Here is a 26176-nt window from a genome sequence, read left to right as displayed (position 1 = left end):
GGCCGCTGGCCGGCAACATCATGACCCTCGGCAACGTCCTCGGGGTTGCCGGCCAGCGGCCGGCACTACCTGTTGCGTCGGCCGGGTTACCGGCCCGCGGCCAACCCCGGCAACTCACGCAGGTCGTCAATCACCGCCACCGCATGCGCGGTGGCCAGGTCCAGGCCGCGCGGATAGCCGTAGCGCACCAGCGCGATCGGCATGCCCGCATCTTCGGCGGCGCGGTAGTCGGTCAACGAATCACCCACCATCAGGCAGGTATCCACCGCCAGCCCGAAGTGCGCAGCGATGTGCCGCAGCGGCTCACCGCTGGGCTTGCGCTGCGGCAGTGAATCGCCGCCCAGTACCAGCGCGAACGCATCACCAATGCCCAGGTGCTGCAGCAGCGGCGGCACCAGTGCTTCGGGCTTGTTGGTGCAGATCGCCAGCGGAACAGCGCGTGCACGCAGCTGCATCAGCGCTTCGGCCACGCCATCGAACAGGCGCGGGCTGCGCAGCAGGCACTCACGGTAGTGCACCATGAACACCGGCATCACCTCGGCCAGGTCGACTTCACGACCGGCGGCGTGCACCGCCTGTTCGACCAGGCGGCGCACACCGTCGCCGATCCAGCCGAGCACGGTGGCTTCCGGCACGCGCGCCATGCCGATGTCTTCCAGCGTACGGTTCAGCGCCTCGGCGATGTCAGCTGCGCTGTCGACCAGCGTGCCATCGAGATCGAATACGACCAGCGGATAGGGATACGACAAGGGACGACGCCTGTACAACGTGGAGCCGTCCATTGTACGCCGCGCTTTTGCCCCGGGATCCGCCTCAGCCGATCCTGCGTGCGCGGGTGGCCAGGAACGTGGGCAGGTAACGGTCGATCAGGAAGCGTGGCTTCGGCTGCCAGTCTTCCATGAACCGATCAATCACGAAGCCTGCATCCAGCTGCCCGCCGATCAGTTCGGTCAGGCTGTGGCCAAAGGTCAGCGCATCGCCGCGGGTGAGTTTCGCCTCACGCTCTGCGGCGGGCAGGTCTTCCAGGTCCGAATAGGGAATGGCGTACTGCGGTCGGATCAGGCCCTGCGCATCGAGCTGCGGATCGCGCGCACCGACGAACAGCACCGGATTGTAGAAGCTGGCCATCAACATGCCATCGCGCGCCAGCACGCGGCGGCATTCGGTCCACACCGGGCGCACGTCGGGTACGTACAGGTTGGAGATCGGATGGAACACCACATCGAAGCTGTCGTTGGCAAATACGTGCAGGTCGCGCATGTCGCCCTGCACCGTGCGCAGCCGCAGGCCGTCGCGCGCAGCGACCCTGCGGTCCTGTTCCAGCTGCCCGTCGGACAGGTCGAACACGGTGACGTCGGCGCCCGCAGCGGCCAGCACGGGTGCCTGCTGGCCACCGCCCGAAGCCAGGCACAGGATGCGACGGCCACGCACGTCGCCCAGCCAATCCAGCGGCAGCGGGCGTGGGGTCAGGTGCACCTGCCAGCGGCCTTCGCGCGCGGCGGCAATGGTTGAACTTTCCACCGGGCGCGACCATTCGCGCACTTCGCTGGCCTGGCGGTCCCAGGCAGCACGGTTGTGCTCGATCAAGGCCTGTCCATGGTTCATGTGTTCTCCTTGCCCGGTGGGCGCCAATCCAGATCCTGGAAGGCCGGGCTGGCGAAACACTCGGCCAGGTAATCCAGGAATCGCCGCATGATAGCGGGCTGCTGGCGCCGTGACGCGTACACGGCATGAATGCCGAGCTCGTCCAAACTGAATCCGGGCAGCACTTCGATCAGCTCGCCGCTGCGCAGCAGTGGCGCCACCTGGTAGGTCGGCAGCATGGCGATCCCGGCACCGGCGCGTACCGCCTCCAGCAGCAGCGAGGCCTCGTTGGCGCTGATGTTGCCGCCCACCGCCACCGACAGCGAACGGCCATCCCGGTGCAGCTGCCACAGGCTCTTGCCGACGTAGTGGTGGGTCAGGCAGTTGTGCGCGGCCAGGTGCTCCGGTGCGGTCGGCGTGCCACGCGCCTGCAGGTACGACGGCGTCGCGCACAGCACCGAGCGGCAGGTGGCCAGCCGCCGCGCGATCAGGCTGGGGTCGATCTGGCGCGCGATGCGCACGGCCAGGTCCACGCGCTCCTCGATCAGGTTCACCGTGCGGTCGACCAGCAGCAGCTCGATGCGCGCCGCCGGATGGCGCGCGACGAAACCGGCCACCGCCCGTGCCAGGTGGCTCTGCCCGAACGACACGCTGGCGGTCACCCGCAGCGTACCGTGCGGCTCGGGATCATCACTGGCCAGCTCGCCCTGCAGTTCTTCGCCGATCGCCAGCATCTGCCGGAAGCGCGCCAGCGCCGCCTCGCCCGGGCCGGTCAGGCTGACCCGGCGTGTGGTCCGGTGCAGCAGGCGTGCGCCCAGCCAGCCCTCGACCTCGGCCAGGTAGCGGCTGACCATCGCCCGCGACATGTCCAGCACTTCCGCAGCGGCGGTGAGGCTGCCGCGCTCGGCCACCTCGACAAACACGGTCATGGCGGTCAATCGGTCCATATGCTCGATCCACGCAACAAACAAGCGCGTTATACGCTGTTTTTCGAGCGACTGCAGCGGCCTAGAGTGGCGCCATTCCCAGCCCACACCGCCCCACGGAGTCCTGCCATGAAGATCGCCCTCGTTGGTTCCACCGGCAACATCGGCCGCCAGATCGCCCGCCACGCGCTGGCCCACGGCCACGAACTCACCCTCATCGTGCGCAGCGCGCAGGACCTCCCGGCCGAGCTGGCCGGTGCCCATCCGGTGATCGCCTCGCTGGATGACCAGGACGCGCTGGTTGCCGCCATCGCCGGCCACGACGTGCTCGCCAGTGCCTACGGCCCGCGCCCGGGCGATGACATCGGCCGCGTCGGCGAGGTCGCCGCGCAGCTGGCGGCCGCCGCACGCAAGGCCGGCGTGCCGCGCCTGGTAGTGGTCGGCGGTGCCGGCAGCCTGGAAGTCGCACCCGGCGTGCAGCTGGTCGATACCCCCACCTTCCCGGAGGCGTACAAGCCGTACGCGCTGGCCCATCGTGAAGCCTTCAATCGCCTGCAGGCAGTGGACGACCTGGACTGGACCTTCTTCTCGCCAGCCGCCGAAATCGGCCCGGGCGAAGAACGCGGCCGGTACCGCGTGCAACCCAGGGCCTTCCTGGCCGACGCCAGCGGCCACAGCCGCATCAGCTATGCCGACTACGGCGCCGCGTTCGTCGCCGAGCTGGAAGCGCACGCGTACCCGAAGCAGATCATCACCGCAGCGTATTGATCCACGCACGTCCCATGTAGAGCCAAGCCCGCGCTCGGCTCTACGCGAACATGCAGCCGGGCATTGGCCCGGCTCTAGACAAGGAATTCCCATGCGTACCGCTGCCCTGCTGCTTCCCCTCGCCCTGGCCGCCACTTTCACCAGTGCGCCGCTGCTGGCCGCACCGGCCACCGCGGCGCCGACCACCGCGACGAAATCACAACTGCACCTGCAGACCTTCCATCCCGGCCCGCAGGCGATGTTCCCGGTGTCCTCGGTGCTGATCGAAGGCCGCCATGACGCGATCCTGGTCAACGCGCAGTTCGGCGCCAGCGACGCGCGCAAGCTGGTCGAACTGATCCGCGCCAGTGGCAAGCAGCTGACCACGATCTACATCAGCCACGGCGATCCGGACTACTACTTCGGCCTGGCCACCCTGCAGGATGCCTTCCCGCAGGCACGCATCGTCGCCACTGCGCAGACCGTCGCCCACATCCAGCAGACCCAGGCCGGCAAGCTGGCCTACTGGGGACCGAAGATGGGTGCCGACGTGCCCGCGCGCGTCGTGGTGCCGCAGGTGCTGGATGGCGATGCCCTGCAGCTGGAAGGCCAGCGCCTGCCGTTGATCGGCCTGGATGGCCCGACCCCGGACCGCACGGTGCTGTGGGTACCGTCGCTGCGCGCGATCGTCGGCGGCATTCCGGTGGTGGCCGGTGAGCACGTGTGGATGGCCGACACGCAGACGCCGAAGTCGCACACTGACTGGCTGCAGACCCTGCAGCGACTGCAGGCATTGAAGCCGAAGGTGGTGGTGCCCGGGCACTACGCGCCGGGTGCCGCACTGGATGCCAGTGCGCTGCGCTTTACTGCGGACTACATCCGCGCGTTCGATATCGAAGCGGCAAAGGCGAAGGACAGTACGGCGCTGGTGCAGGCAATGCAGGCGCGCTACCCGAAGCTGGATGGCGTCGCATCGCTGGAGCTGAGCGCGAAGGTGGTCAAGGGCGAGATGCAGTGGCCATGAGGTAGGGAGTTTTCTTTTGCAGGGCTGCGCCCTGCACCTGCAGAGGCAACAGCAACAGCCGAAGCAACAGCAAAAGCAACAGCTGGCTATCCGTGGGAGGGCGAGGTGGGTCCGGTTGCGGGGGACGCCGTGAATCCGTCCATGGAGGCTCGGTCGCGCCATCCATAGCGCTCACGCCCCCGCAACCGGACCCACCCCGCCTTGGACAGATCTCGGCAATCTGCCGGGGTCGGATCCCGTTGCTGCGCAACGGGCTCTGACCCCGCCTTTGCCGATCAGAGGGATGTGGACTCGTTCGGTCCGTGCTCGAACAATTCCCCCTGCACCACGGCCTCCTTTTCGCGGAACCCACCCAGCCCGACCCCGACCAGCCGATAGCGCGTCTCCGCCGGCAGGTCGACGCGGGCGCGCAGGGCCAGTGCTATGTCGCGCAGTTCTTCCATCGACTCCGGCGGACGTTCCGGGGTGAAGCTGCGGGTGAGGATGCGGAACTGCGCGGTCTTCAACTTCAGCACCACGGTATGGCCGACACGTTCGGTCTTGCGCGTGGCCTTCCAGGTCTTCTCCGCCAGTTGCACGATCGCCTCGCCCAGGTCTTCCAGCAGCAGGTCCTCGGCGAAGGTATCCTCCGAGGAAATCGACTGCACCTGCTGGTCCGGTTCCACCGGCCGCTCGTCGATGCCGCGCGCCCGGTTGTACAGGCTGCGCCCGAAACTGCCGAACGCCTCTTCCAGATCGGTCAATGCCCATTGCCGCAGATCGCCGCAGGTGACGATGCCGCGCGCGGCCAGCTTGCCCTCCATCACCTTGCCGACGCCGGGCACCCGGTTCACTGGCAACGGCTGCAGGAACGCGTCCACCCGCTGCGGCGGAATCACGAACTGGCCATCCGGCTTGCGCCAGTCCGAGGCGATCTTGGCCAGGAACTTGTTCGGCGCGATCCCGGCTGAAGCAGTCAGGTTCGTTTCCTCGCGGATCTGCATGCGGATGGTACGGGCGATGTCGGTAGCCAGTTCGATGCCGCTCTTCGGCTCGGTCACGTCCAGGTAGGCTTCGTCCAGCGACAACGGTTCAACCAGGTCGGTGTGGCGCAGGAAGATCTCGCGCACCTGGCGTGACACCGCCTTGTAACGTGCGAAGTCGGGCGGTACGAAAATCGCGTCCGGGCACAGGCGCTCGGCGCGCACCGCGGGCATCGCCGAACGCACGCCGAACATGCGTGCCTCGTACGATGCCGCGCACACCACCGAGCGTGCGCCGCGCCATGCCACAACCACCGGCTTGCCGCGCAGTGACGGATCGTCGCGTTGCTCCACCGACGCGTAGAACGCGTCCATGTCAACGTGGATGATCTTGCGCAGTCGGGTCATGTCAGGCGGGAAAGGCGGGGGCGAGGCGGGCAGGCCACACGCCGAAGTATGGTCGTTGCACATCAACAGGATGCGCGTATTCCCTTGAAAACACTACGGTTGCGTACGGTTGAAATGTTTGATCGGGACAGTTTCCACGGGCATCCTCGAGAACTTGTTTTCCCGTTTCCCCGCTTCCAGGATTGTGTTTCATGACCCGTCTCCACGCGTTCAACCGCGATCAGCTGCTGGCCAGCGCACGCGGTGAACTGTTCGGCACCGCCGCCGGCCGTTTGCCCAACGATCCGATGCTGATGTTCGACCGCATCACCGATATCCACGAGGATGGCGGGCCGCACGGCAAGGGCATGGTACGCGCCGAACTGGATATCCGCCCGGACCTGTGGTTCTTCGGCTGCCACTTCATCGGCGACCCGGTGATGCCCGGCTGCCTCGGCCTGGATGCCATGTGGCAGCTGACCGGCTTCTTCCTGACCTGGCTGGGCGCTCCCGGCAAGGGCCGTGCACTGGGCTGCGGCGAGGTGAAGTTCACCGGCCAGGTACTGCCGGACGCCAAGCTCGTACGCTACGAGATCGACATCAGCCGGGTCATCAACCGCAAGCTGGTGATGGCGCAGTCGGACGCCCGCATGTACGTGGATGACCGCGAAATCTACAGCGCGCGCGACCTGCGCGTCGGCCTGTTCACTGAAACCGGGAGCTTCTGATGCGTCGTGTTGTCATCACCGGCATGGGCATCACCTCCTGCCTCGGCAATGATCTGGATACCGTTTCGGCCGCGCTGCGCGAAGGGCGCTCGGGCATCACCGCCCTGGCCGACCACGCCGAAGCGGGCCTGCGCAGCCAGGTCGGCGGCCGCGTCGACCTCGACCTGGACGCCCTGATCGACCGCAAGCAGAAGCGCTTCATGAGCGACGCGGCGGCCTTCGCCTACCTGGCCATGCGCGATGCCATCGCCGATGCCGGGCTCAGCCCCGAGCAGGTCAGCAGCCTGCGTACCGGCCTGATCGCCGGTTCCGGTGGCGGCTCCAGCGAATGGCAGATCGGTGCCGTCGACCTGCTGCGCGAACGTGGCGTGCGCAAGGTCGGCCCGTACATGGTGCCGCGCACGATGTGCTCGACGGTCTCGGCCTGCCTGGCCACGGCCTACCAGATCAAGGGCGTCAGCTACTCGCTGTCGGCTGCCTGCGCGACCTCGGCGCATTGCATCGGCGCCGCTGCGGACATGATCCGGCACGGTGCGCAGGACATCATGTTCGCCGGTGGCGGTGAAGACCTGCACTGGTCGATGAGTGTGATGTTCGACGCGATGGGTGCCCTGTCGACCAGCTTCAACGATACCCCGGCCAGCGCCTCGCGCCCGTACGACAAGGACCGCGACGGCTTCGTCATCGCCGGTGGTGGCGGCATGCTGGTGCTGGAGGATTACGACCACGCCGTCGCACGCGGTGCTCACATCCATGCCGAACTGATCGGCTATGGCGTCACCTCCGACGGTGCCGACATGGTCGCGCCATCCGGTGAAGGTGCGGTGCGCTGCATGAAGATGGCGCTGCAGGGTGTCGATCGCCCGCTGGACTACCTGAACACCCACGGCACCTCGACCCCGCTGGGCGACGTCACCGAGCTCAACGCGATCCGCGAAGTGTTCGGCGATGCGGTGCCGCCGCTGTCTTCGACCAAGGCGTTGTCCGGGCACTCGCTCGGTGCAGCCAGCGTGCACGAGGCGATCTACTGCCTGCTGATGATGCGCGATGGCTTCGTTGCCGGTTCGGCCAACATCGGCGAGCTGGACCCGAAGGTGGAGAGCTTCCCGATCCTGCGCGAGAGCCGCGAGCAGAAACTGGATACGGTGATGTCCAACAGCTTCGGCTTCGGTGGCACCAACGCTGCGCTGGTGTTCGGGCGGGTGTGAGGGGACAGGTATGCCGACCAACAGTCGGCACCCACCCACGGATGTAGAGCCGAGCCCTGCTCGGCTCAGTGCCAACCAAGGTTGACACCCACCTTACCTCGGCAGCAACGGCAGCAGCAGCGCGTGCGCGTCCACCAGGGATCCAACGATGCGGTGCCCCAGGGCACGCAGCTCTTCATCCGGATGCACCAGGTCAGGCACCTGGATCACGGTCATGCCGGCCGCCAGTGCCGCGCGCGTACCGGCCGGTGAATCCTCCAGCGCCAGGCAACGCCCGGGCACCTGCCCCAGCCGCTGCGCGGCCAGCAGGTAGATATCCGGCGCCGGCTTCGGCCGCGCCACGTCGCCACTGGTGATCACCACATCGAAATACGGCAGCAGGCCGGCAGCGGCCAGCTTGCGGTTGGCCCGCGGCTGCCGCGTGGTGGTGGCCACCGCCCGCGGTACCGCGTGCGCCTTCAGCAGCTCCAGCAGCTCCAGGATGCCCGGACGCAACGGCAGGCCGGTCTGTGTGCGCGCTTCGTACAGTTCGTGGCAGCGTGCAGCGACCGCCTCGATCACGCTGTCCTCGATACCCTGCGCACGCAGCAGCGCGTGCGTGTCACGGTCACCGAGGCCGACCATGCGCAGGAACACCGCCTCGTCCAGGCCCAGCCCGAATGCGTCGGCGGCCTCGCTCCAGCAGGCCAGCGAGACCCGCTCGCTGTCGATCATCAGGCCGTCCATGTCGAAGATGACGGCGTCGGGAAGGAACGGCAGCGCAGCGAAGGGGGTCATGGAGCGAACAACGTATCCAGGTCGGTGGAGGTGAGCTGCCGCCATTGCCCTTCGTCCAGCCCCTGCAGGTCCAGCCCGCCGACGCGGCTGCGGTGCAGGGCCTGCACGTGGTTGCCGGTGGCGGCGAACATGCGGCGTACCTGATGGTAGCGGCCTTCGTGCAGCACCAGCCGCGCACGGCGCGCATCCAGCACCTCCAGTTCAGCCGGCAGCAGGGGCGTCTTCTCGGACTCAAGCATCAGCGTGCCGCTGGCGAACAGCGCTGCCTCGTCGCCGCGCAGGTCCTCGCTCAACTCGACCTCATAGACTTTCGGCAGCTTCGACTTCGGCGAGATGATCCGGTGCAGCAGGCCACCATCGTCGGTCAGCAACAGCAGGCCACTGGTCTCGCGGTCGAGGCGGCCGACCGTGGACAGCACCGGATCACGGTCGCGGAAGCGCGGCGGCAGCAGGTCGTAGATCAGGCGGCCGGTGTCCTTGGTCGAGCAGGTGTAGCCGGCCGGCTTGTGCAGCGCGATCGACAGGCCCACCGGCGGGTCCAGCGGCTCGCCATCAACCCGGATCGCCTCATGCGGCACCTGGTCGTCGGCATACAGCACCTCGCCGTCGGCGTCGGTGATGCGGCCTTCGCGGAACATCCACTGCACCTGCTTGCGGCTGCCGTAGCCCAGGTTGGCGATGTGCTTGACCAGCTTCACTTGCCCTTCCCCTTCACTGCTTCAACCAGCTTGAAGCCGTCGCGCTCGGCGACCACGCGCACCGCGCCAAAGCTCTCGTTGAGCGTGTACTCATACGGCAGGTGGCGATTGGCCACCACGTACAGGCGTCCGCCCGGGCGCAGCGCCTGCGCGGCCACGGCGATGAAGCGCTGGCCAATGTCCGGGCGATCGGCGCGCGACGGCGTGTGGAACGGCGGGTTGCTGATGATGACGTCGTAGCCCGGCTCGATGCCGGCGGTGACGTCGCGCCACAGGAAGCGCAGCGGCAGCGGGCGCGGCGGCGGCGCCAGGTTCAGCTCGGCCAGCGCCAGTGCGCGTTGCTCGGCTTCGTACAGGTCCAGCGCGGTGATCTTCGGGCAGCGTTCCAGAAGTTCGCGCGACAGATAGCCGTAGCCGGCGCCGAGGTCGGCGGCGCGTCCGGCCAGGTCGGCCGGCAGGTGCTCGGCCAGCAGCGCCGACGCCGGATCGATGCGATCCCAGGCGAACACGCCCGGGCGGCTGAGGTAGCGACCGCCCACGATCGGGCGCACCGCATCCAGCGCCGACCAGCGCTTGGCCAGGTCAGCGTCGTGCTGGCCCTGCAGCGGGGCGGTCCAGTACACGCGGCAGTGGTTCTTGGTCAGGCAGCCACCGAGGCCGGCCAACTGCTTGAGGTCGCCCTCGCCCGAACGCGCACCTTCGTTGTTGGACTGGCAGGCAACGATGCGGCCGCCATCGGCGACCAGCGCCAGCGCACGGGCGAACAGCGCACGGGCTTCTTCGCGCTGGCGCGGCGGCAGCACCAGTACCAGCGGATAGCGACCCTTGCCGGCCGCGTCATCCAGCTGGCCGCTGACGGTCCAGCCGGCAGCCTGCTGCAGCGGTTGCGCGAACGGGGCGAAGCTCTGTTCGCAGTGCACCTCGCGGTTGCCGGCCGCTTCGCGCAATGGCCAGCCATCGCGGGCACGCAGGAAGGCCACCGGGCCCTCCGGCCAGTGCAGGGCGCCTTGGGAGAACGGCAGGAGCAGGGTCTGCAGGGGGGCGTCGTCGCTGGAGGCCATCGGCGCGGGTACTTCAGGCGTGAGGGCCGTCCATTGTACCGGCTTGGCCGGGCCGGCCCCGGCGGCCCGCTTTGCGAAACCCGAACGGGGCCTTGATCCGCCAGAAACATTGAAACGTTCAGGGTAGAGGCTCCCCCCGGAAACCCAGGAGAACCTGCATGCGAGCCTTGTTCGTCGGTGGCGTGGTCGACAACAGTGAAATGGACCTGGAAGGCAGCCATCCGCCCGTGCACTACCCCGAGGACACCGGCGGCGGCCACTCGCGCTACCGGCTGCACCAGGTCGGTCATGGCGCCGACGGCAGCGTTGCCTACGCCGTCTATGGGGCACCGGACCTGGCCGATGACGAGGTGGCGAGGGTTGCAGAGGAGCGGGCGTACGCACGCCGATTCGAGGCGACGCCGACCCTGTTCGAGCATTGACACACCGGTAGCACCCGAGCCCACGCTCGGGCGACGGCGCAGCCGAGCGTGGGCGCGGCTCTACATCCGATCAAGGCGCCTTGGGTGGCAGGCGGTTGATGCTGGCGATTTCATCCAGCCACACGTGGTGCTGCTGCACCGGCGTGTCGTAGTCATCCAGGCGCAACTGGCCGTTGCTGCCTTCGTCGCCGGCCTCGTTGCGGTATTGCTGCACGGTTGGCCTCACCGCCACCGTGCCGAGCAGGCGGCGGCCATCGTGCAGAATCAGTTCCACCTGCGTTTCGCCATCCAGCTGCGGCAGCAGGGCTTCCAGGCGCGCGATCTGCGCCGGATCGGTGTGGATACGTGGAGCTATACGGGACATCGGCGACCTCCTGACTGCAGGGTCGCCGATCGGCCGTGAATGTTCAGTGCAGCGCGCTGTCCGCGCGCGGTACCTGCACCTTGCGCACGGCAGCCACCAGCTGCGCCACCGAGTACGGCTTGGCGACGTGCTCCTGGAAGCCCGAGGCCAGCGCGCGGCGACGGTCGTCGGCACGCGCCAGTGCAGTCACCGCCACCGCAGGCAAGGTCGCCGCGTCCACGCCCATGTCCTCGCGCAAGGTGCGCACCAGGCCATAGCCATCCATGCCCGGCATGCCGATGTCGGTCAGCAGCACGTGGTACTGCAGGTGGCCGGTGTCGGCCAGCAATGCCAGCGCTTCGCCGGCCGAACTGGCCGCCGACACGCTGGCGCCCTGCTCTTCCAGCATGCGCCGCAGGTACTCCAGCACTTCCGGCTGGTCTTCCACCGCCAGCACATGCATGCCGCGCAGCGGATACGGCTCGACGATCACCGGCTCCAGGATCGGCCCGCTGATCACTTCACGCAACGGCCGCCGCTCGGCATCGGGAACATGCTGGGGCAGGCGCACGGTGAAGGTCGCGCCGTGGCCGTGGCCCTCGCTGGCGGCAGTGACCGTGCCACCATGCAGTTCGACCAGCTGCTGCACGATCGCAAGGCCCAGGCCCAGGCCGCCATGGCGACGGGTGGTGGTGCCGTCGGCCTGGCGGAAGCGGCTGAACAGATGATTGAGGAATTCGGGTGCGATGCCATCACCGCTGTCACGCACGGTGATCTCCCAGTAGTTGCCGTCGGCCCGCAGCTGCAGGTCGATGCGGCCTTCAGCCGGGGTGAACTTGATGGCGTTGGACAGCAGGTTCCAGAACACCTGCTGCAGGCGCGTGGCGTCGCCCAGCACCAGGCTGGGTTGCGCGGGCAGCTGCAGGTGCACGTCCAGCGCCTTGCCTTCGGCCACCAGTTCCTGCGCGCCGATCGCCTCACCCAGCACCGCGCACAGGTCCAGCACTTCCACCTCCAGCTGCACCTTGCCCAGCAGCATGCTGCTGAGGTCGAGCATGTCCGAGATCAGCCGCTTCTGCGCACCGGCGCTGTTGGCGATCACGTTCAGGCCCTTGTACAGCGGGCTGGTGTTGTCCACGCGCTGCAGCAGCAGTTCGCTCCAGCCGAGGATGGTGGTCAACGGCGTACGCAGCTCATGCGACAGCGTGGCCAGGAATTCATCCTTCAGCCGCGCCATGTTTTCCGCAGCACTGCGCGCGGCGCGCTCGGACTGCAGCAGTTCCTCGCGGGCCAGCTCGATCTCGCGGCGTTCGGTCACGTCCGGGCTGCTGCCGGCCAGGCCGATGAAACGGCCCATGCGCGAGAAGCGCGGGCGCGCGTTCATCTCCAGCCAGCGCCACTGGCCATCGGCGCGGCGTGCGCGCACCAGCGCATGCATCGAGCGCTGCGCTTTCAGTGCTTCCTGCAGTTCGTACTCGAAGACCGACGCGTCGTCCGGATGCACCAGGCCGCGCCAGACGTCCTCCGGCACGCGCGTCTCGTCACCACCGAAGAACTCGCTGAAGGCACTGTTGACGAAACGGGCATGGCCGCGCTCGTCCAGCACCCACACCGGCATCGGCAGGCCGTCGGCCAGCGCGCTGAAGCGGGCTTCGCTTTCGCCCAGCTCCACTTCCATCTGCTTGCGTGCGGTGATGTCGAAGAACAGGATGCCGACCTTGTCCTCGCCCGGCCGGCCCACGCGCACCGCATCCACCGCGAACGAGCGGCCCAGCGCACGCGCTTCCATCTCGAACTGGGCCGGGCGGCCGCTGCGTGCGACCTCGCCATAGATGCGGAACCAGTCCTGCTCATGGCCGGGCTCCAGCGCCGTCATGCGCTTTCCACGCGCATCCTTCAGCCCGGTGTGGCGCTCGAAGGCATCGTTGACCTCGATGAAGCGGTAGTCGACTGCGCGATCACCCTCGAACAGCACCTGGATCACGCAGAAACCCGCGTTGATGCGCTCAAGCACGCCACGATGCAGGTCAGGTTCGGGCGCCGGCACCATCATCGGTGGGCGCTCCACGAGGGGCGGCAGTGTGGACAAGGGTGTCTGTGCAGGCCAGGTTGGAGGCACAGCATCTTCCAAAGGGCGTATTCACAGCGTCAAGCGCCGTCAGTCATGGTTGACGTCGATGAATTGGCGGCAACCGCCCCTGCACACGACGCAGCCGGCCATTGCCGATACCGGGAAGCAGGATCACACTCGATCTGAGATCAACATCGCCCCCATCGAGGGGACGCAGGAGACCGTGATGAAACGCTCACTCGCGATTGCCCTGTTGGCAGGCGCCCTGGCGGCGGGCGGCGCCAGCGCGGCACCGCGCACCGTGACCGACCCGGAAGCCCCCCGCGCATTGCAGGCCGATGGCCCGGTCAGCGTGAAGTGGGACGATCCGGCCAAGTTCACCGAGATCCGCCAGAGTACCAACCGCTTCGAAGCCGAGCGTGGCGACTGGGTGCAGCAGCTGGCACGCTACCTGCAGACCGCTGCCGCCAAACCGCTGCAACCGGGACAGACGCTTGATGTGACCCTGGTCGACATCAAGCGCGCCGGTGACTACGAGCCGTGGCACGGCCCGCGCGGCCGCGACATCCGGATCATGCGCGACATCTACCCGCCGCGGATCAGCCTGCAGTACACGCTGAAGGACGCCAGCGGCCGCATCGTCAGCGAGGGCGACGCGCGCCTGAGCGATACCGGCTACCTGCACAACATCGGCCTGAAGAGCGACAGCGATCCACTGCGCTACGAGAAGCGCCTGATCGACGACTGGGTGAAGCGGCAGCTGACAGCGCAGGCCACCGCAGCAGGGTAGGTCCATCGGTAGGTGTCGACCTTGGTCGACACGCATTCACAGCGCCAACCAAGATAGGCTGCTACTGAAGCCGAGCATGGGCTGGGCTCTACACGTACACCTTCGCCACGCGCTTGACCGCGCACGGCAGCTGGTAGGCACTCACGCCACAGCGCGGCGCCAGCTCCGACAGCGTCGGCGCGGAGCCCCACAGCTCCACCACGCTGCCGATGCCGGCCTGCGGATGCGCGGTCAGGTCCACCGTCAGCATGTCCATCGACACGCGCCCGATCAGCGCACCGGGCTGGCCGTCGATCAGCACCGGGGTGCCATTCGGTGCAAACTGCGGATAACCGTCGGCATAGCCGAGTGCAACCACGCCTACGCGGGTGCGCGCCTTGGCCACGAAGCGCGCGCCATACCCCACCGGTTCACCGGCTTCGATCCAGCGCTCGGCGATCACCTTGGACTGCATCGTCATCACCGGGCGCAGTCGCTCGGTCAACACGGTGTTGTCCGGCAGCGGGTTGGCGCCATACAGCATCAGGCCCGGGCGCACCCAATCGCTGCGCACCTCCGGCCAGCCCAGCAGTGCGGGCGAGTTGCACACGCTGGTCTCGCCCTCCAACCCATCAATGGCGCGCGCGAAGGTCGCCGCCTGTTCGCGGGTGCGTTCGCTGTCCAGCTCATCGGCGCGCGCAAGGTGGGTCATCAGCACGATGCGCTCGACCTGCGGCAGCGCCGACAGGCGCGCGTGCGCCGCGCGGAAGCTGTCCGCGTCCAGGCCGAGGCGGTGCATGCCGCTGTCCAGCTTCAGCCACACCGTCAACGGGCACGGGCTGTCGAACGCCGCCAATGCCTCCACTTGCCACGGCGAACCGACGGCGAACCAGAAGTCATGCTCGGCCACCAGCGCCATGTCGCTGGGCTCGAAGATGCCTTCCAGCAGCAGGATCGGCGCACGGATGCCGGCCTGGCGCAGCTCCAGTGCCTCTTCGATGGTGGCCACGCCGAATCCATCGGCCTCGCCTTCCAGCGCCTGCGCACAGCGCACCGCGCCATGCCCATAGGCATCGGCCTTGATGATCGCCAGCGCCTTGCCCCCGCCCAGTTCACGGGCGAGGCGGTAGTTGCTGCGCAGGGCGCCCAGATCGATCAGCGCGCGGGCAGGACGCATGTGCGGTTCTCGTGTTGCGGCGCGTGACCGTACTGGCCGTAGCGGAAAATATCCAGGCCTTCGGTGCTGATCTGCGGCTGTCGCGCGCTCATCAGGTCGGCAAGGTAGCGGCCTGAGCCGCAGGCCATGGTCCAGCCCAGCGTGCCGTGTCCGGTGTTGAGGTACAGGTTGCGGAACGGCGTGGCGCCGATCACCGGCGTACCGTCCGGCGTAGCCGGACGCAGGCCGGTCCAGAACTGCGCGCGCGACAGGTCGCCGCCCTTCGGATAGAGATCCCTGACCACCAGTTCCAGGGTCTCGCGGCGGCGCTGCGACAGCGACAGGTCGAAGCCGGCCACTTCGGCCATGCCACCGACACGGATGCGGTCGTCGAAGCGGGTCACCGCCACCTTGTAGCTCTCATCGAGGATGGTCGAGGTCGGCGCCATCGCCGGGTCGGTGATCGGCAGGGTCAGCGAATAGCCCTTCAGCGGGTACACCGGCAGGCGCATGCCCAGCGGTGCGACCAGCGCTGGCGAGTAGCTGCCAAGCGCGACCACGAAGCGGTCGGCGGTTTCCAGCTTGCCGTCAATGCGCACGCCGGTGATGCGGTCGCCATCGAATTCCAGGCCGGTGATGTCCTGGTCGAAGCGGAATTCAACGCCGGCATCCACGCACATCTGCGCCAGGCGGCGGGTGAACAGCTGGCAGTCGCCGGTCTGGTCACGTGGCAGGCGCAGCGCGCCGACCAGGCCATCGACGTGGGCCAGGGCCGGTTCGGCCTGGATGATGCCGGCGCGGTCCAGCACCTCGTACGGCACGCCGTACTGGGCCAGGATCTCGATGTCCTGCGCCGAGGCATCCAGCTGCTGCTGGGTGCGGAACAACTGGGTGGTGCCCAGGTCGCGGCCTTCGAATTCGATGCCGATCTGCGCGCGCAGCTCGTTCAGGCAGTCGCGGCTGTACTCGGACATGCGCACCATGCGCGCCTTGTTGATCGCATAGCGCTCGTGGGTACAGTTGCGCAGCATCTGCCACAGCCAGCGGTACTGGGCCAGGTCCATGCCCGGCCTGATCGCCAGCGGCGCGTGCTTCTCGAACAGCCAGCCGATCGCCTTCTTCGGCACGCCCGGCGCCGCCCACGGCGAGGTATAGCCAAATGACAGCTGGCCGGCATTGGCGAAGCTGGTCTCCAGCGCCGGGCCGGGCTGGCGGTCGATGACCGTGACTTCAAACCCGGCCTGTCGCAGGTACCAGGCACTGGTAGTGCCGATCACGCCGCTGCCGAGAACTAGGACTCGCATGGGACTTCTCCAACCCGATCATTCCCTGCACTGGAGCGTGCCGGGGCCATAATTGGGGAAGTATAGACAGGCAATACCAGTTGATTTGCCTGAATTGAAATCCACCGGCAGGATGTTCTCCTGCAATTCATTCCCCAAGGTTGACGGCCATGGCCACCCGTACCCGCGAACTGGACAAGATCGACCGCAAGATCCTGCGCATCCTGCAGGCCGAAGGCCGCATTTCCTTCACCGAGCTGGGCGAGCGGGTCGGGCTGTCGACCACCCCGTGCACCGAGCGCGTGCGCCGCCTGGAACGCGAAGGGGTGATCACCGGCTATCACGCCCACCTCGACCCGGCCGCAGTGAAGGCCAGCCTGCTGGTATTCGTGGAGATCAGCCTGGCCTACAAGTCCGGCGACATCTTCGAGGAATTCCGCCGCGCCGCGCTGAAGCTGCCCAACGTGCTGGAGTGCCACCTGGTGTCGGGCGACTTCGATTACCTGCTGAAAGCACGGATCAGTGAAATGGCCTCCTACCGCAAGCTGCTCGGCAGCACGTTGCTGACACTGCCGCATGTACGTGAGTCGAAGAGCTACATCGTGATGGAAGAGGTGAAGGAGACGCTGAGCCTGCCGATTCCGGATTGAGGCCGGCTGTGGCTTGGGGTCAGATCCCGCAACGCGGGCTCTGACCCCGGATCCGTCAGCGCTGCTGCGGATGCTTCTGCGAGCGCTGTTCCTGCTGCTTGCCGCCCTTGTGCGGCGGCTGCGGCTCCATCTGCTGTTGCTGTTGCTGCTGCGGGTTACGGCCCTGCGGTTCCTTGCCGGGATGACGGTTCTGCTGGTTTTTCATGGTCGCGATCCAGTGGAAGGACATGCGGCGGCGGAATGCCGGCGCAGGGCCACGGTGGTCCCGCAACGGTTAATCGCAGGCGAAAAAGCAGTGATCGGCTGGATGCTGTTTTCGTGCGTTCAGCCCGCTCAGCGTCAGCTAGCAGCCAACCTTGGTGGCACCCGGACTCAGCGCTTGATCTGCTGCCCATCGCCGGCCGGCACGCTGTCGTAATAGCGGCCGGTGCGCGAATCGAACACGCGGTTCGGGCCGGCCGGGCGCACGCCAGGAACGATGCGGCCATTGCGGTCATAGACCTTGTCGGCCGGCTTCGGCACCGGCGCCGGCGCGACCCTGGCCGGACCGGTGGACTTGATCGGCTGCGCCGGTTGCGGCGACGGCAGCACCTGCGGTTGCGGGCGAGCGGCCTGTGCCGGTGGTGCCACGGGCTGCGGCGCCACGGTGGTCGCGCTGCGGGTCGCAGTCGGGTCGGCGGTCGGTACCTGCGCCAGCGCCACGATGGGCAACAGGGCCAGCAGCAGGGGAAGGATCGGTTTCATGGCACGCTCCAACGTGGATCGCGTTCACCTTGCGCCTGCCCCTGTGTGCCGCCCATGAACAGCCATCACACTTGCAAGGTTGCGCTTTCACCCCCACGTTTTCCGCCATCCCCAGGCCATCGACCCCACGGAGCGCCACCATGACCGCCTTCGACCTGACGCCCCCCACTGCCACCCAGACCGAGGCGCTGGTCGCCGGCCTCAGCAGCGAAGAACGCCGCGTGCTGCTGCAGCACGGCACCGAGGCACCGTTCTGCGGGGTGTTCCTCGACAACAAGCGCGAGGGCGTCTACTGCTGCCGGCTGTGTGCGCTGCCGCTGTTCCGCTCCAGCACCAAGTTCGACTCCGGCACCGGCTGGCCCAGCTTCTTCGCCCCGTTCGACCCGGCGCACGTGCGCGAGATCCGTGATACCAGCCACGGCATGGTGCGCACCGAGATCACCTGCGCGCGCTGCGGCAGCCACCTGGGCCACGTGTTCCCGGACGGTCCGCCGCCCACCTACGAGCGCCACTGCCTGAACTCCGTCTCACTTTCGTTCACCGCCAACGGCGAGCCCTGGCCCGACCCCTTGCAGCGTGGCGGTGCAGAAAGCGGCGTGGCGGACTGAAACACCCCGCCGACCGATTTCACAGAATTCCCTCTTCAGAAAACCTGGCGACGGGCCGACAAGGAGATATCCCCTCTCCTTGCGTCGCCCCATGCTCATCATCGTTGGATTCCTGGTCGTCATCATCAGCGTGATCGGGGGCTACCTCGGTGCCCACGGCCGCCTGGGTGCCCTCTGGCAGCCCTATGAGCTGGTCATCATCGGCGGCGCCGCGCTCGGCGCCTTCCTGGTCGGTACCCCGGCCAAGACGGTCAAGCAGACCCTGCAGGCCATGGTCGGTGTGTTCAAGGGCCCGCGCTACAAGCAGCAGGACTACATCGATGTGCTCAGCCTGCTCTATGAACTGCTCAACAAGGCCCGCCGCGAAGGCTTCATGGCGCTGGAAGACCATGTCGAGCGCCCGGCCGAAAGCGCGCTGTTCGGCAACTACCCCAAGGTGCAGGCCGACCACCACCTGATCGACTTCATCACCGACTGCCTGCGCCTGATGATCGGCAGCAACATCGAGCCGCACGAGCTGGAGCCGCTGCTGGAACTGGAACTGGAAAAGCACCACGCCGAGGCCATGGCACCGTCGCAGGTGCTGACCAAGGTCGCTGACGGACTGCCCGGTTTCGGCATCGTCGCGGCGGTGCTGGGCATCGTCATCACCATGGGCTCGATCGGCGGCGACATCGTCGAGGTCGGTGGCCACGTGGCCGGTGCACTGGTCGGTACCTTCCTCGGCATCCTGCTGGGCTATGGCTTCGTCGGCCCGATGGCCGCCGCGATGGAGGCCCGCGCCGAGCAGGACAGCCGCATCTACGAATCGGTCAAGACTGCCCTGCTGGCCTGCCTGCGCGGTTACAACCCGAAGATCGCGCTGGAATTCGCCCGCAAGACGCTGCCGTCGAACGTGCGCCCGGCCTTCTCCGATTTCGAGCAGCACCTGAAGACGGTCAAGTAAGCCATGGCCGAGACCAAGCCCACCGTCATCGTCCGCCGGGTCAGGAAGGCCGGCCACGCCGCCCATCACGGAGGCTCGTGGAAGGTGGCCTATGCCGACTTCGTGACCGCGATGATGGCGTTCTTCCTGGTGCTGTGGCTGATGGCCACCACCAACAAGAACGACCGTGCGGCCATTTCCGAGTACTTCCGCAACCCCAGCCCGCTCAGTGGGCAGAACGCCACGCCGGCGCCCGGCATGGCCGGCCCGGGCGGCGCCAGCACCTCGATGATCAAGCTGGGCGGCGCCACCGACATCTCGCGCGGCAGCAGCAACGATCCCTTCCAGAACCAGAAGGAAGCGGTGCCGCAGCCGGTGGACCAGCAGCAGCGCGACAAGCAGCAGCTGGAAGCACTGATGAAGGAGCTGCAGGAAGCGATCAGCAGGAGCCAGGCCCTGGAGCCGTTCAAGGACCAGCTGCTGCTGGACCTGACCCCGGAAGGCCTGCGCATCCAGATCGTGGACAAGCAGAACCGGCCGATGTTCGACCTCGGCAGCGCCACGCTGAAACCGTACACGCAGCAGATCCTGCACGAGCTGGCCGAGTACCTGAACCACGTGCCGAACCGGATCAGCCTGACCGGCCACACCGACATCACCGCCTATTCGGCTGCGCGTGGCTACGGCAACTGGGAACTGAGCGCCGATCGTGCCAATGCCGCCCGCCGCGCGCTGGTGGACGGCGGCCTGGAGGACAGCAAGATCACCCGCGTGGTCGGCCTGTCTTCATCGGTGCTGTTCGATAAAGCCGACCCGCAGAACCCGATCAACCGCCGCATCAGCATCGTGGTGATGACCCGGGCCGCCGAAGCGGCCGCCCTGGCCGGCGCCGGTCCGCAGGTCGGGTTGTCGGCACCTACCGCTGACCCCGACGTGCAGGCCGCGCAGGGGCCGGCAAAGTAATAGACGATAGGTGCGGACCAGGGTCCGCACCTATCAGGGGCATCACCCCGCACACCCGCTACAATGGTGGTCTTTCCGTTTCCAGGTGACCCCACCCCATGTCCCAGTCCTCCAAGGCCAAGCGTGACAAGCGCAAGAAGCAGCAGGGCAAGCGCCCGTTCCTGCGCCTGAATGCCCAGCAGCAGGTGCAGAACCATGCCGTGCTGACCAACGAAGACGGCCAGGTGGTCGCCGCCATCGGCCTGCAGGGCCGCGAATGGCTGCTGGCCATCGGTGGCCAGACCATGGGCAACGCCGAGAACCCGGTGCCGATGCTGGCCATGCTCAAGCACCTGTCCAACGTGCAGGAAAAGGAAGGCCGCAAGGTCAACCTGGAGTATTCCGAGCTGCTGCAGAAGCTGCTGGACACCCTGGCCGCCGAATCCGGCCAGACCGCTGACGAGTACCTGGACAAGCTGGTGTCCGAGTTCGAGACCGTGGAAGCCGAAGAAGGCGAAGAAGCCGCTGAGGCCGCCGGAGGCGATGTGGTTGAAGCTGCTGCCGACGCCGAGGCTACCCCGGCCGCTGACAGCGACAGCAAGCCGCAGGCCTGAACCGGCCGCGGCGTTGACGGTCTACGTCGATGACGCGGTGCATCCCTGGCGCGGACAGCGCTGGGCGCACCTGATGGCCGACACCCTGGCCGAGCTGCACGCGATGGCGGCGCAGCTCGGCATCCCCCCGCGGGCCTTCCAGAACAAGGCCAGCGGTGCTCACTACGATGTCACGGCCGAGCTGCGCGCGCAGGCGATCGCGCTTGGCGCGCGAGCGATTTCCCGGCACACCGAGCGCGAGCTGGTCAAGGCGGTGATCGCCAACGCCCGGGCGCAGTACCGGCCATAGGCTCGGCTGCCGTTTGCCTCCTGTAGAGCCGGGCCGATGCTCGGCTGCTCTTCGCGAAATGCCGCCGTGGTGGGTGCGGACCTTGGTCCGCACATCTGGCACAGGGCATGCCAACCAAGGTTGGCATCCACTTGTAGGCGGGCTCCGCCCCCACCTGCCCGCTCAGAACGGGTCGCTGCCCAGCCGGATTTCCACGTTCAGCAGCGAGCACAGCGCCAGCATCGCGTCATCGTCGCGGGTCAGCGCCATCACCCCGGCAAAGCCATCACTGCCGGCATCCACGCTCCACAGCGTGTAGTTGTGCTCGCGCAGGCGGTCGAAGGCGGTGGCCATCAGCTGCACGCCGTCCAGGCCTTCGGCAAAGTCCTCGTCGTCCAGGTCGCCACCCCAGTCCAGCTGCAGGTTGAAGCGCGCCGACAGCTCGTTGACCGCCGACTGCAGCGATTCCAGGTCGTCGCGCTCCACATCGAAACCGGACTGCCAGGCGATGGCGGTGAACAGCGCCGGCAGCCAATCACTGTCCGCTTCCAGCGGCTGCCCGTCCTCGGACAGGTGCTCGCGCCAGCGGTTGAACTGCTGCAGGGCCAATTCTTCGTCGCCCGGGTTGATCAGCACCAGCAGGTTCCAGACCCGCGCCTCGAATCCGTCCTCGTCGAAGTCGTGGATGTCTTCCTCGAAGTCAAAATAGTCGCTGTTGTCGGGCATGGCGGAACGTCCTCTGGGGCAGGCCGGCATTCTACGGTTTATCCTGTGCCGCTGAAGCCGGCCTTGGTGGCCGTCACTGTGAATGAAGATGAGCGATACCCCTCCCGACCACCTGGCGATCAACCCGGCCAGCCCCTTCCATGATGCACAGGCGCTGGAGCGCGGCGTCGGCGTGCGTTTCAACGACGTCGAGCGCGACAACGTCGAGGAATACTCGGTCAGCGAAGGCTGGATCCGCGTGCAGGCCGGCAAGGCCCGCGACCGCCGCGGCAACCCGATGACCATCAAGGTCAAGGGCAAGGTCGAGGTGTATTTCCTGGACCAGAAGCCGGAATAACCGGCACCGGCATGTAGAGCCGAGCCTGTGCTCGGCTGCTTTTGTTCCGGGTTCATGACGCCTGAAGCAAGCGCAGCCGAGCACGGGCTCGGCTCTGCATGCCAGGGTGGAATCCGCGTCAGCGTCAGCAACGCCCGGTCCCAGGCGTCATTCGCGCTTGCGCGATTCCAGCAGGTCAAGGTTGCGGATCAGGCGCCGCGAGATCTCGTCGGAGATCACCCCGCGCCGGGTCAACCGGAACAGTTCCTCGCGTTCGGCATTGAGGCCGGCGCTGCGCAGCTGGCGGTACCCCAGCTCCATCCGCCGCACCTTCTCCGGGTCCACGTCGGGCCCGTCGTTGTCCTTCTCCAGGTGCCGCTGGTACAGCAGGCTCACCCGCGAGGCAGCGTCGTTGTACAGCTGCACGTTCTCGGTGCTCTGGTTCATCACCAGCTGCTGGCGCATGCGCTCGACCCCAGCCAGCGCGGCCTTGGACGACAGCCGGCGTGCCAGGTCCTCTTCCTTGCGCTCGCCCGAATCGGCCGGCAGCTGCAGGCCCTTCAGCAGCTGCGGCAGCGCCACGCTGGCGCCGACCAGCGAGAACAGGATCACCGCCGCGGCCAGGAAGATCACCAGGTCGCGCGCCGGGAACGCGCTGCCATCAGGCAGGAACAACGGCAGGGTCAGCACGCCGGCCAGGGTGATCGCGCCGCGCACGCCGGCCACCGAGGTCGCCACCACGATGCGCCAGTTCGGTGCCTCGCCGCGCTCCAGGCCTCGACGGCGTGCACGCAGCAGGTTCCAGCGCAGCGACAGCCATACCCACAGCAGGCGCAACAGGATCAGCGCCAGGTTGATCACCACCACGTACACCAGCAGCCACCATGCACTCTGGTGGCCGGACTCGTTCATGGTGGTGGTGGCGCGTTCGACGATGCCGGGCAGCTGCTCGCCCAGCAGCACGAACATGATGCCGTTGAAGCTGAACTGCAGCATGTTCCAGACGCCCGCGCGCTGTACGCGCATGCTGCCGGAGACACGGCCGGTCAGCTCGACGTAGCTCATCGCGATGCCGGCCGCCACGGCAGCGAGGATGCCCGAGGCATGGATTTCTTCGGCCAGCAGGTAGGCCGCGAACGGGATCAGCAGGTTGACCAGCATTGCCGCACCCGGTTCCTCGCCGAAGCGGCGCCACAGCCAGCGCTGGAACGTGGACACGCCGAGGGTAACCGCTACGCCCACCGCCAGGCCGGCCACCGCCACCCACAGGAAGGTCAGCGAGGCCGTGGCCAGCGAGAAGGAGCCGGTCATCACCGCCGCCACCGCGAAGCGGAAGCAGACCAGGCCGGACGCATCGTTGAGCAGCGACTCGCCTTCCAGGATGTGCATCAGTCGCTTGGGAATCGGTGCCTTGGAGGCGATCGCGCCGACCGCCACCGGGTCGGTCGGCGAGACGATGGCCGCCAGCGCAAAGCACACCGCCAGCGGCATCACCGGAATCATCCAGTGGATCAGCAGGCCGGCACCGATGACGGTGAACACCACCAGGCCGAACGCCAGTTCGAGGATCGCGCCCTTGTCGCGGAACAGGCCCTGCTTGGGGATGCGCCAGCCATCCAGGAACAGCAGCGGCGGCAGGAACAGCAGGAAGAACACTTCCGGCTCCAGCGCGTGGCCGCGGTTGAACACCCCGGCGATGACCGCGCCCAGGCCGATCTGCACCAGCGGCAGCGGCAACGAGAACGGGAGGACGCGAACCAGGTAGCCGCTGGCGACAACGGCCACCAGCATCGCCAGGACGACTTCAATGGTATGCATGCTTCTTCCAGGAAGCGGCGCGCGGGGAGGCTCGAAGGCCAGCGCCGGAAACCCGGAAAAAACTACCACATGCGGCCATGAGCGCGACGGCCGGGGCGGTCGCGCGTCAGCCCCGGCTCATGCCCCGTCGAAGCGGTACAGGTCCATGGCGAGGAAGCCGGCGTCGATGCCGGCATCGATGCGGCGTGCACCGAAGCCGTCCTCGCCGGCTGCGCCCATCGCGAAGAACAGCGGCAGCAGGTGCTCGTCGGTCGGGTGCGCGCGTTCGGCGAACGGTACCCGCCGGCGGTAGTCGAACAGGGCCTGGCGATCATCGGCGGCCAGGCGCTGTTCCACCCATTCGATGAAGGGCCGCACGTACGGCGCTTCCTTGCCGTCCTGGTAGTCGCCCCAGTCGTGCAGGTTGTGGGTGATGCTGCCCGAGCCGACCAGCAGCACGCCCTGCTCTCGCAGTGGCGCCAGTGCGCGGCCCAGCGCGAACTGGTGCTCGGGGCCGAGCAGCGGCTGGATCGACAGCGGCACCACCGGGATGTCGGCCTGCGGGCGCAGCAGCCGCAGCGGCACCCACGCGCCATGGTCGAGGCCACGCTGCGGGTCGAGCGCCACCGGCAGGCCGGCGGCGGCGATGCGGCCGGCCACTTCTTCGGCCAGCGCCGGATCGCCCGGCGCCGGGTACTGCAGTTCGAACAGCGCGCGCGGGAAGCCGCCGAAGTCATGGATCGTCGGCGGCTGCGGATGCGCGCCGACCAGCGGCTGCCGACCCAGCCAGTGCGCCGAGGCCATCACGATGGCGCGCGGCGTCGGCAGGTCGCGCGCCAGCTCGGCCAGGCGCACGCCGACCTGGCCCGGATGCAGGGCGGTCATCGGCGAGCCGTGGGAGATGTACAACGAAGGCAGGCGGGACATGGAATGCTCCAGTTGCAGGATCAGGCGGCGATCAGCGCGAACGCAGGGTCCACTTGCCGTCGCCGACCAGGAACAGCACCACCAGCGCCAGCGACCAGAACGCCGGGTATTCCCAGCCGCCGCCGGCATTGGCGAAACCGAAGCCGTTGGCGCCGTGCACGGTGACGATGGTGCCCAGCAGCAGCGGCACGCCGGCCAGGCCCACCCAGCGCGCGTAGACGCCCAGCAGCAGCGCGACGGCGATCACCAGCTCGACGCCGATGGTGAGATAGCCGAGCACGCCGGGCAGCCCCAGCGACTCGAAGAACGCCGCCGTGCCCGCCGGCGTGAACAGCAGCAGCTTGGTCAGCGCGTGGACCAGGAACAGCACACCCAGGGCCAGGCGCAGCAGGGCGGCCCCGTACGGGGCCAGCGGCGAGACAGGAGCGGTCGTGGTGTGCATGGCAAAGCACCTTGAAGGGAGTGGAGACAGGTTATTGCGCCTTCAAGGGCCGATAAATACGATCGCTTGACCGTATTTGTTTCAGAAGGCGCAACAATGGACACCCTCGAGGCGATGCGCGTGTTCGTGGCGGTGGTCGAGCGCAACGGCTTCAGTGCCGCGGCCCAGGCCCTGGACATGTCGACCGCCGGCGTCACCCGCCAGGTCGCGGCACTGGAAAAGCGCCTGTCCACCCGCCTGCTCCACCGCACTACGCGGCGGGTCAGCCCCACCAGCACCGGCGCCGCCTATTACGCCCAGTGCGTGCGCCTGCTGGCCGAGTTCGACGCACTGGAAGCCAGCATCGGCGCGCAGGCGCTGGAACCCTCGGGCACGCTGCGCATCAACGCACCGGTCAGCTGGGGCATCGCCCGCCTTGGCCCGTTGCTGGCCACCTACCGCGAGCGCTTCCCGCAGGTGGAACTGGACCTGGCCCTGTCCGACCGCCTGGTGGACATGGTCGAGGAAGGCTACGACGTGGCCATCCGCATCACCCGCGAGCCGAGCCCGGCGCTGATCGCGCGCCGGCTGGGCGAATCGCGGGTGAGCCTGTGCGCGGCGCCGTCCTACCTGGCTGCACGCGGCACCCCGCAGAGCCCGCAGGACCTGCAGGATCACGCGTGCCTGAGCTACAGCTACTGGGCCGCTGGCGACCAGTGGCCGCTGCAGGGACCCGGCGGTGAAGTGAGGGTGGCGGTGAACAGCCTGCTGCACGCGAACAACGGCGACGTGCTGCGCGAAGCGGCGATCGCCGGCATGGGTGTGATCCTGCAGCCGGATTTCCTGCTGGAAGACGCGCTGGCCGATGGCCGCCTGGTGCGCGTGCTACCGGAATGGGAGGCCTCGCCGATCGGCATCTTCGCGGTGTATGCCAGCCGTAGCCACCTGGCGCCGAAGGTGCGCAGCTTCATCGACCACCTGGTGGAAACCGGGGTGTAGCCGAATCGGGTGCCTGCCGGCCAGCGGCCGGCACTACCATCATGCTTCGGTCGGGCGCCTGCCGGCCAGCGGCCGGCACTACCGTCATGCTTC

Annotated in this window: 31 protein-coding genes; 14 read left to right on the top strand and 17 right to left on the bottom strand. The window is 67.7% G+C overall.

The window, feature by feature from the left end:
• Nucleotides 1–86 precede the first annotated feature (86 nt).
• From gph to AC5P66_RS11715, 3 genes are all read right to left on the bottom strand, one after another.
• Nucleotides 87–749: a phosphoglycolate phosphatase gene (gene gph, locus AC5P66_RS11725; RefSeq protein WP_099495397.1), complete on the bottom strand. Its 663-nt coding sequence runs from the start codon at nucleotides 747–749 to the stop codon at nucleotides 87–89.
• 64 nt (nucleotides 750–813) lie between these two features.
• Nucleotides 814–1605, bottom strand: a complete 792-nt coding sequence (locus tag AC5P66_RS11720) for a class I SAM-dependent methyltransferase (protein ID WP_099486332.1) — start codon at nucleotides 1603–1605, stop codon at nucleotides 814–816.
• Nucleotides 1602–2531, bottom strand: coding sequence for a LysR family transcriptional regulator (locus AC5P66_RS11715; RefSeq protein ID WP_049414839.1), 930 nt, complete (start codon nucleotides 2529–2531; stop codon nucleotides 1602–1604). The genes AC5P66_RS11720 and AC5P66_RS11715 overlap by 4 nt, the downstream gene beginning before the upstream one ends.
• Before the next feature lie 108 nt (nucleotides 2532–2639).
• Here AC5P66_RS11715 and AC5P66_RS11710 point away from each other — a divergent pair, with 108 nt between their 5' ends.
• Both AC5P66_RS11710 and AC5P66_RS11705 read left to right on the top strand, forming a co-directional pair.
• The gene (locus tag AC5P66_RS11710; protein WP_099495396.1) at nucleotides 2640–3278 is read left to right on the top strand and encodes an NAD(P)-dependent oxidoreductase; all 639 of its coding nucleotides are present in this window, start codon (nucleotides 2640–2642) and stop codon (nucleotides 3276–3278) included.
• Nucleotides 3279–3369: 91 nt separating this feature from the next.
• Nucleotides 3370–4281 carry an MBL fold metallo-hydrolase gene (locus tag AC5P66_RS11705; RefSeq protein ID WP_099495395.1) on the top strand — a complete coding sequence of 304 codons (912 nt, stop codon included), beginning with the start codon at nucleotides 3370–3372 and terminating at the stop codon, nucleotides 4279–4281.
• 275 nt (nucleotides 4282–4556) lie between these two features.
• Here AC5P66_RS11705 and dinB read toward each other — a convergent pair whose 3' ends face one another.
• A complete protein-coding gene (dinB, locus tag AC5P66_RS11700) occupies nucleotides 4557–5651 on the bottom strand; it encodes a DNA polymerase IV (protein ID WP_099495394.1) in 1095 nt (364 codons plus the stop codon).
• A 191-nt stretch (nucleotides 5652–5842) separates the two neighbouring features.
• On the opposite strand from dinB, the gene fabA reads away from it, so the two are divergent.
• The gene (gene fabA / locus AC5P66_RS11695; RefSeq protein WP_049412752.1) at nucleotides 5843–6358 is read left to right on the top strand and encodes a 3-hydroxyacyl-[acyl-carrier-protein] dehydratase FabA; all 516 of its coding nucleotides are present in this window, start codon (nucleotides 5843–5845) and stop codon (nucleotides 6356–6358) included.
• Nucleotides 6358–7566 carry a beta-ketoacyl-ACP synthase I gene (fabB, locus tag AC5P66_RS11690; RefSeq protein ID WP_049412751.1) on the top strand — a complete coding sequence of 403 codons (1209 nt, stop codon included), beginning with the start codon at nucleotides 6358–6360 and terminating at the stop codon, nucleotides 7564–7566. The genes fabA and fabB overlap by 1 nt, the downstream gene beginning before the upstream one ends.
• A 93-nt stretch (nucleotides 7567–7659) precedes the next feature.
• On the opposite strand, the gene AC5P66_RS11685 is transcribed toward fabB, so the two are convergent.
• Genes AC5P66_RS11685 through AC5P66_RS11675 form a run of 3 tightly spaced genes read right to left on the bottom strand, consistent with a single transcriptional unit; the run spans nucleotide 7660 to nucleotide 10102 of the window.
• Entirely contained in the window at nucleotides 7660–8343 is a 684-nt protein-coding gene (locus AC5P66_RS11685) for an HAD family hydrolase (protein ID WP_049412750.1), read from the bottom strand.
• Nucleotides 8340–9041, bottom strand: a complete 702-nt coding sequence (locus AC5P66_RS11680) for a pseudouridine synthase (protein ID WP_049412748.1) — start codon at nucleotides 9039–9041, stop codon at nucleotides 8340–8342. The genes AC5P66_RS11685 and AC5P66_RS11680 overlap by 4 nt, the downstream gene beginning before the upstream one ends.
• Nucleotides 9038–10102: a class I SAM-dependent methyltransferase gene (locus tag AC5P66_RS11675; RefSeq protein WP_049412746.1), complete on the bottom strand. Its 1065-nt coding sequence runs from the start codon at nucleotides 10100–10102 to the stop codon at nucleotides 9038–9040. The genes AC5P66_RS11680 and AC5P66_RS11675 overlap by 4 nt, the downstream gene beginning before the upstream one ends.
• Nucleotides 10103–10260: 158 nt before the next feature.
• Between AC5P66_RS11675 and AC5P66_RS11670 the strand changes: the two genes are divergently transcribed.
• Nucleotides 10261–10524 carry a hypothetical protein gene (locus AC5P66_RS11670; protein WP_005407925.1) on the top strand — a complete coding sequence of 88 codons (264 nt, stop codon included), beginning with the start codon at nucleotides 10261–10263 and terminating at the stop codon, nucleotides 10522–10524.
• Nucleotides 10525–10594: 70 nt separating this feature from the next.
• Here AC5P66_RS11670 and AC5P66_RS11665 read toward each other — a convergent pair whose 3' ends face one another.
• Together AC5P66_RS11665 and AC5P66_RS11660 are read right to left on the bottom strand one after the other, a co-directional pair.
• Nucleotides 10595–10888, bottom strand: a complete 294-nt coding sequence (locus AC5P66_RS11665) for a DUF3247 family protein (protein ID WP_005415124.1) — start codon at nucleotides 10886–10888, stop codon at nucleotides 10595–10597.
• A gap of 43 nt (nucleotides 10889–10931) precedes the next feature.
• The gene (locus AC5P66_RS11660; protein ID WP_049412744.1) at nucleotides 10932–12920 is read right to left on the bottom strand and encodes a hybrid sensor histidine kinase/response regulator; all 1989 of its coding nucleotides are present in this window, start codon (nucleotides 12918–12920) and stop codon (nucleotides 10932–10934) included.
• 244 nt (nucleotides 12921–13164) lie between these two features.
• Between AC5P66_RS11660 and AC5P66_RS11655 the strand changes: the two genes are divergently transcribed.
• Nucleotides 13165–13728, top strand: a complete 564-nt coding sequence (locus AC5P66_RS11655) for a DUF3016 domain-containing protein (protein ID WP_495216349.1) — start codon at nucleotides 13165–13167, stop codon at nucleotides 13726–13728.
• A gap of 88 nt (nucleotides 13729–13816) precedes the next feature.
• Here AC5P66_RS11655 and alr read toward each other — a convergent pair whose 3' ends face one another.
• Both alr and AC5P66_RS11645 read right to left on the bottom strand, forming a co-directional pair.
• Nucleotides 13817–14884, bottom strand: coding sequence for an alanine racemase (alr, locus tag AC5P66_RS11650; protein WP_099486350.1), 1068 nt, complete (start codon nucleotides 14882–14884; stop codon nucleotides 13817–13819).
• Complete coding sequence (locus tag AC5P66_RS11645) at nucleotides 14863–16167, bottom strand: D-amino acid dehydrogenase (protein ID WP_099486354.1); 1305 nt, start codon at nucleotides 16165–16167, stop codon at nucleotides 14863–14865. Before AC5P66_RS11645 ends, alr begins: the two co-directional genes overlap by 22 nt.
• 149 nt (nucleotides 16168–16316) lie before the next feature.
• On the opposite strand from AC5P66_RS11645, the gene AC5P66_RS11640 reads away from it, so the two are divergent.
• Entirely contained in the window at nucleotides 16317–16796 is a 480-nt protein-coding gene (locus AC5P66_RS11640) for an Lrp/AsnC ligand binding domain-containing protein (RefSeq protein ID WP_005407919.1), read from the top strand.
• A 55-nt stretch (nucleotides 16797–16851) separates the two neighbouring features.
• On the opposite strand, the gene AC5P66_RS11635 is transcribed toward AC5P66_RS11640, so the two are convergent.
• The gene (locus AC5P66_RS11635) at nucleotides 16852–17025 is read right to left on the bottom strand and encodes a hypothetical protein (protein ID WP_049440114.1); all 174 of its coding nucleotides are present in this window, start codon (nucleotides 17023–17025) and stop codon (nucleotides 16852–16854) included.
• Nucleotides 17026–17168: 143 nt separating this feature from the next.
• Nucleotides 17169–17540, bottom strand: coding sequence for a hypothetical protein (locus AC5P66_RS11630; protein WP_049412735.1), 372 nt, complete (start codon nucleotides 17538–17540; stop codon nucleotides 17169–17171).
• 140 nt (nucleotides 17541–17680) lie between these two features.
• On the opposite strand from AC5P66_RS11630, the gene msrB reads away from it, so the two are divergent.
• The 5 genes from msrB (at nucleotide 17681) to AC5P66_RS11605 (ending at nucleotide 20918) form a co-directional block, all read left to right on the top strand.
• The gene (msrB, locus tag AC5P66_RS11625; protein ID WP_099495393.1) at nucleotides 17681–18148 is read left to right on the top strand and encodes a peptide-methionine (R)-S-oxide reductase MsrB; all 468 of its coding nucleotides are present in this window, start codon (nucleotides 17681–17683) and stop codon (nucleotides 18146–18148) included.
• 91 nt (nucleotides 18149–18239) lie between these two features.
• On the top strand, nucleotides 18240–19094 hold the full coding sequence (gene motA / locus AC5P66_RS11620; RefSeq protein WP_005407915.1) for a flagellar motor stator protein MotA: 855 nt from the start codon (nucleotides 18240–18242) through the stop codon (nucleotides 19092–19094).
• Nucleotides 19095–19097: 3 nt separating this feature from the next.
• Complete coding sequence (gene motB / locus AC5P66_RS11615; protein WP_099495392.1) at nucleotides 19098–20036, top strand: flagellar motor protein MotB; 939 nt, start codon at nucleotides 19098–19100, stop codon at nucleotides 20034–20036.
• Between the two features lie 98 nt (nucleotides 20037–20134).
• Nucleotides 20135–20629, top strand: a complete 495-nt coding sequence (locus AC5P66_RS11610) for a hypothetical protein (protein WP_049412730.1) — start codon at nucleotides 20135–20137, stop codon at nucleotides 20627–20629.
• A 13-nt stretch (nucleotides 20630–20642) separates the two neighbouring features.
• Entirely contained in the window at nucleotides 20643–20918 is a 276-nt protein-coding gene (locus AC5P66_RS11605) for a DUF4031 domain-containing protein (RefSeq protein ID WP_049412728.1), read from the top strand.
• A gap of 162 nt (nucleotides 20919–21080) precedes the next feature.
• On the opposite strand, the gene AC5P66_RS11600 is transcribed toward AC5P66_RS11605, so the two are convergent.
• A complete protein-coding gene (locus tag AC5P66_RS11600; protein WP_049412726.1) occupies nucleotides 21081–21623 on the bottom strand; it encodes a DUF6630 family protein in 543 nt (180 codons plus the stop codon).
• Nucleotides 21624–21711: 88 nt separating this feature from the next.
• Here AC5P66_RS11600 and AC5P66_RS11595 point away from each other — a divergent pair, with 88 nt between their 5' ends.
• Entirely contained in the window at nucleotides 21712–21960 is a 249-nt protein-coding gene (locus AC5P66_RS11595; protein WP_005415112.1) for a DUF3297 family protein, read from the top strand.
• Between the two features lie 147 nt (nucleotides 21961–22107).
• On the opposite strand, the gene AC5P66_RS11590 is transcribed toward AC5P66_RS11595, so the two are convergent.
• The 3 genes from AC5P66_RS11590 to AC5P66_RS11580 all read right to left on the bottom strand — a co-directional run bounded on the left by AC5P66_RS11590 (nucleotide 22108) and on the right by AC5P66_RS11580 (nucleotide 25105).
• A complete protein-coding gene (locus tag AC5P66_RS11590; RefSeq protein WP_495216346.1) occupies nucleotides 22108–23757 on the bottom strand; it encodes a Na+/H+ antiporter in 1650 nt (549 codons plus the stop codon).
• Between the two features lie 117 nt (nucleotides 23758–23874).
• Nucleotides 23875–24663, bottom strand: a complete 789-nt coding sequence (locus AC5P66_RS11585) for a dioxygenase family protein (RefSeq protein ID WP_099495391.1) — start codon at nucleotides 24661–24663, stop codon at nucleotides 23875–23877.
• 31 nt (nucleotides 24664–24694) lie between these two features.
• Nucleotides 24695–25105, bottom strand: a complete 411-nt coding sequence (locus tag AC5P66_RS11580) for a DoxX family protein (protein ID WP_049412721.1) — start codon at nucleotides 25103–25105, stop codon at nucleotides 24695–24697.
• A gap of 96 nt (nucleotides 25106–25201) precedes the next feature.
• Here AC5P66_RS11580 and AC5P66_RS11575 point away from each other — a divergent pair, with 96 nt between their 5' ends.
• On the top strand, nucleotides 25202–26083 hold the full coding sequence (locus tag AC5P66_RS11575) for a LysR family transcriptional regulator (protein WP_495216345.1): 882 nt from the start codon (nucleotides 25202–25204) through the stop codon (nucleotides 26081–26083).
• Nucleotides 26084–26176 lie beyond the last annotated feature (93 nt).

The organism is Stenotrophomonas sp. YJH_SMC_122, assembly GCF_059369535.1.
The sequence above is the reverse complement of the archived record's forward strand: the minus strand, read 5'-3'. Positions and strand labels throughout refer to the sequence as shown.

Coding starts and splice junctions, on each gene's coding strand:
- AC5P66_RS11685 (WP_049412750.1), bottom strand. CDS start 8,343: ATGACCCCCTTCGCTGCGCTGCCGTTCCTTCCCGACGCCGTCATCTTC.
- AC5P66_RS11660 (WP_049412744.1), bottom strand. CDS start 12,920: ATGATGGTGCCGGCGCCCGAACCTGACCTGCATCGTGGCGTGCTTGAG.
- AC5P66_RS11645 (WP_099486354.1), bottom strand. CDS start 16,167: ATGCGAGTCCTAGTTCTCGGCAGCGGCGTGATCGGCACTACCAGTGCC.
- dinB (WP_099495394.1), bottom strand. CDS start 5,651: ATGACCCGACTGCGCAAGATCATCCACGTTGACATGGACGCGTTCTAC.
- AC5P66_RS11585 (WP_099495391.1), bottom strand. CDS start 24,663: ATGTCCCGCCTGCCTTCGTTGTACATCTCCCACGGCTCGCCGATGACC.
- AC5P66_RS11630 (WP_049412735.1), bottom strand. CDS start 17,540: ATGAAACCGATCCTTCCCCTGCTGCTGGCCCTGTTGCCCATCGTGGCG.
- AC5P66_RS11590 (WP_495216346.1), bottom strand. CDS start 23,757: ATGCATACCATTGAAGTCGTCCTGGCGATGCTGGTGGCCGTTGTCGCC.
- AC5P66_RS11705 (WP_099495395.1), top strand. CDS start 3,370: ATGCGTACCGCTGCCCTGCTGCTTCCCCTCGCCCTGGCCGCCACTTTC.
- AC5P66_RS11670 (WP_005407925.1), top strand. CDS start 10,261: ATGCGAGCCTTGTTCGTCGGTGGCGTGGTCGACAACAGTGAAATGGAC.
- AC5P66_RS11635 (WP_049440114.1), bottom strand. CDS start 17,025: ATGTCCTTCCACTGGATCGCGACCATGAAAAACCAGCAGAACCGTCAT.
- AC5P66_RS11715 (WP_049414839.1), bottom strand. CDS start 2,531: ATGGACCGATTGACCGCCATGACCGTGTTTGTCGAGGTGGCCGAGCGC.
- AC5P66_RS11575 (WP_495216345.1), top strand. CDS start 25,202: ATGGACACCCTCGAGGCGATGCGCGTGTTCGTGGCGGTGGTCGAGCGC.
- AC5P66_RS11640 (WP_005407919.1), top strand. CDS start 16,317: ATGGCCACCCGTACCCGCGAACTGGACAAGATCGACCGCAAGATCCTG.
- motB (WP_099495392.1), top strand. CDS start 19,098: ATGGCCGAGACCAAGCCCACCGTCATCGTCCGCCGGGTCAGGAAGGCC.
- AC5P66_RS11710 (WP_099495396.1), top strand. CDS start 2,640: ATGAAGATCGCCCTCGTTGGTTCCACCGGCAACATCGGCCGCCAGATC.
- AC5P66_RS11675 (WP_049412746.1), bottom strand. CDS start 10,102: ATGGCCTCCAGCGACGACGCCCCCCTGCAGACCCTGCTCCTGCCGTTC.
- fabA (WP_049412752.1), top strand. CDS start 5,843: ATGACCCGTCTCCACGCGTTCAACCGCGATCAGCTGCTGGCCAGCGCA.
- AC5P66_RS11655 (WP_495216349.1), top strand. CDS start 13,165: ATGAAACGCTCACTCGCGATTGCCCTGTTGGCAGGCGCCCTGGCGGCG.
- AC5P66_RS11720 (WP_099486332.1), bottom strand. CDS start 1,605: ATGAACCATGGACAGGCCTTGATCGAGCACAACCGTGCTGCCTGGGAC.
- motA (WP_005407915.1), top strand. CDS start 18,240: ATGCTCATCATCGTTGGATTCCTGGTCGTCATCATCAGCGTGATCGGG.
- alr (WP_099486350.1), bottom strand. CDS start 14,884: ATGCGTCCTGCCCGCGCGCTGATCGATCTGGGCGCCCTGCGCAGCAAC.
- fabB (WP_049412751.1), top strand. CDS start 6,358: ATGCGTCGTGTTGTCATCACCGGCATGGGCATCACCTCCTGCCTCGGC.
- AC5P66_RS11595 (WP_005415112.1), top strand. CDS start 21,712: ATGAGCGATACCCCTCCCGACCACCTGGCGATCAACCCGGCCAGCCCC.
- AC5P66_RS11610 (WP_049412730.1), top strand. CDS start 20,135: ATGTCCCAGTCCTCCAAGGCCAAGCGTGACAAGCGCAAGAAGCAGCAG.
- AC5P66_RS11665 (WP_005415124.1), bottom strand. CDS start 10,888: ATGTCCCGTATAGCTCCACGTATCCACACCGATCCGGCGCAGATCGCG.
- AC5P66_RS11580 (WP_049412721.1), bottom strand. CDS start 25,105: ATGCACACCACGACCGCTCCTGTCTCGCCGCTGGCCCCGTACGGGGCC.
- msrB (WP_099495393.1), top strand. CDS start 17,681: ATGACCGCCTTCGACCTGACGCCCCCCACTGCCACCCAGACCGAGGCG.
- AC5P66_RS11600 (WP_049412726.1), bottom strand. CDS start 21,623: ATGCCCGACAACAGCGACTATTTTGACTTCGAGGAAGACATCCACGAC.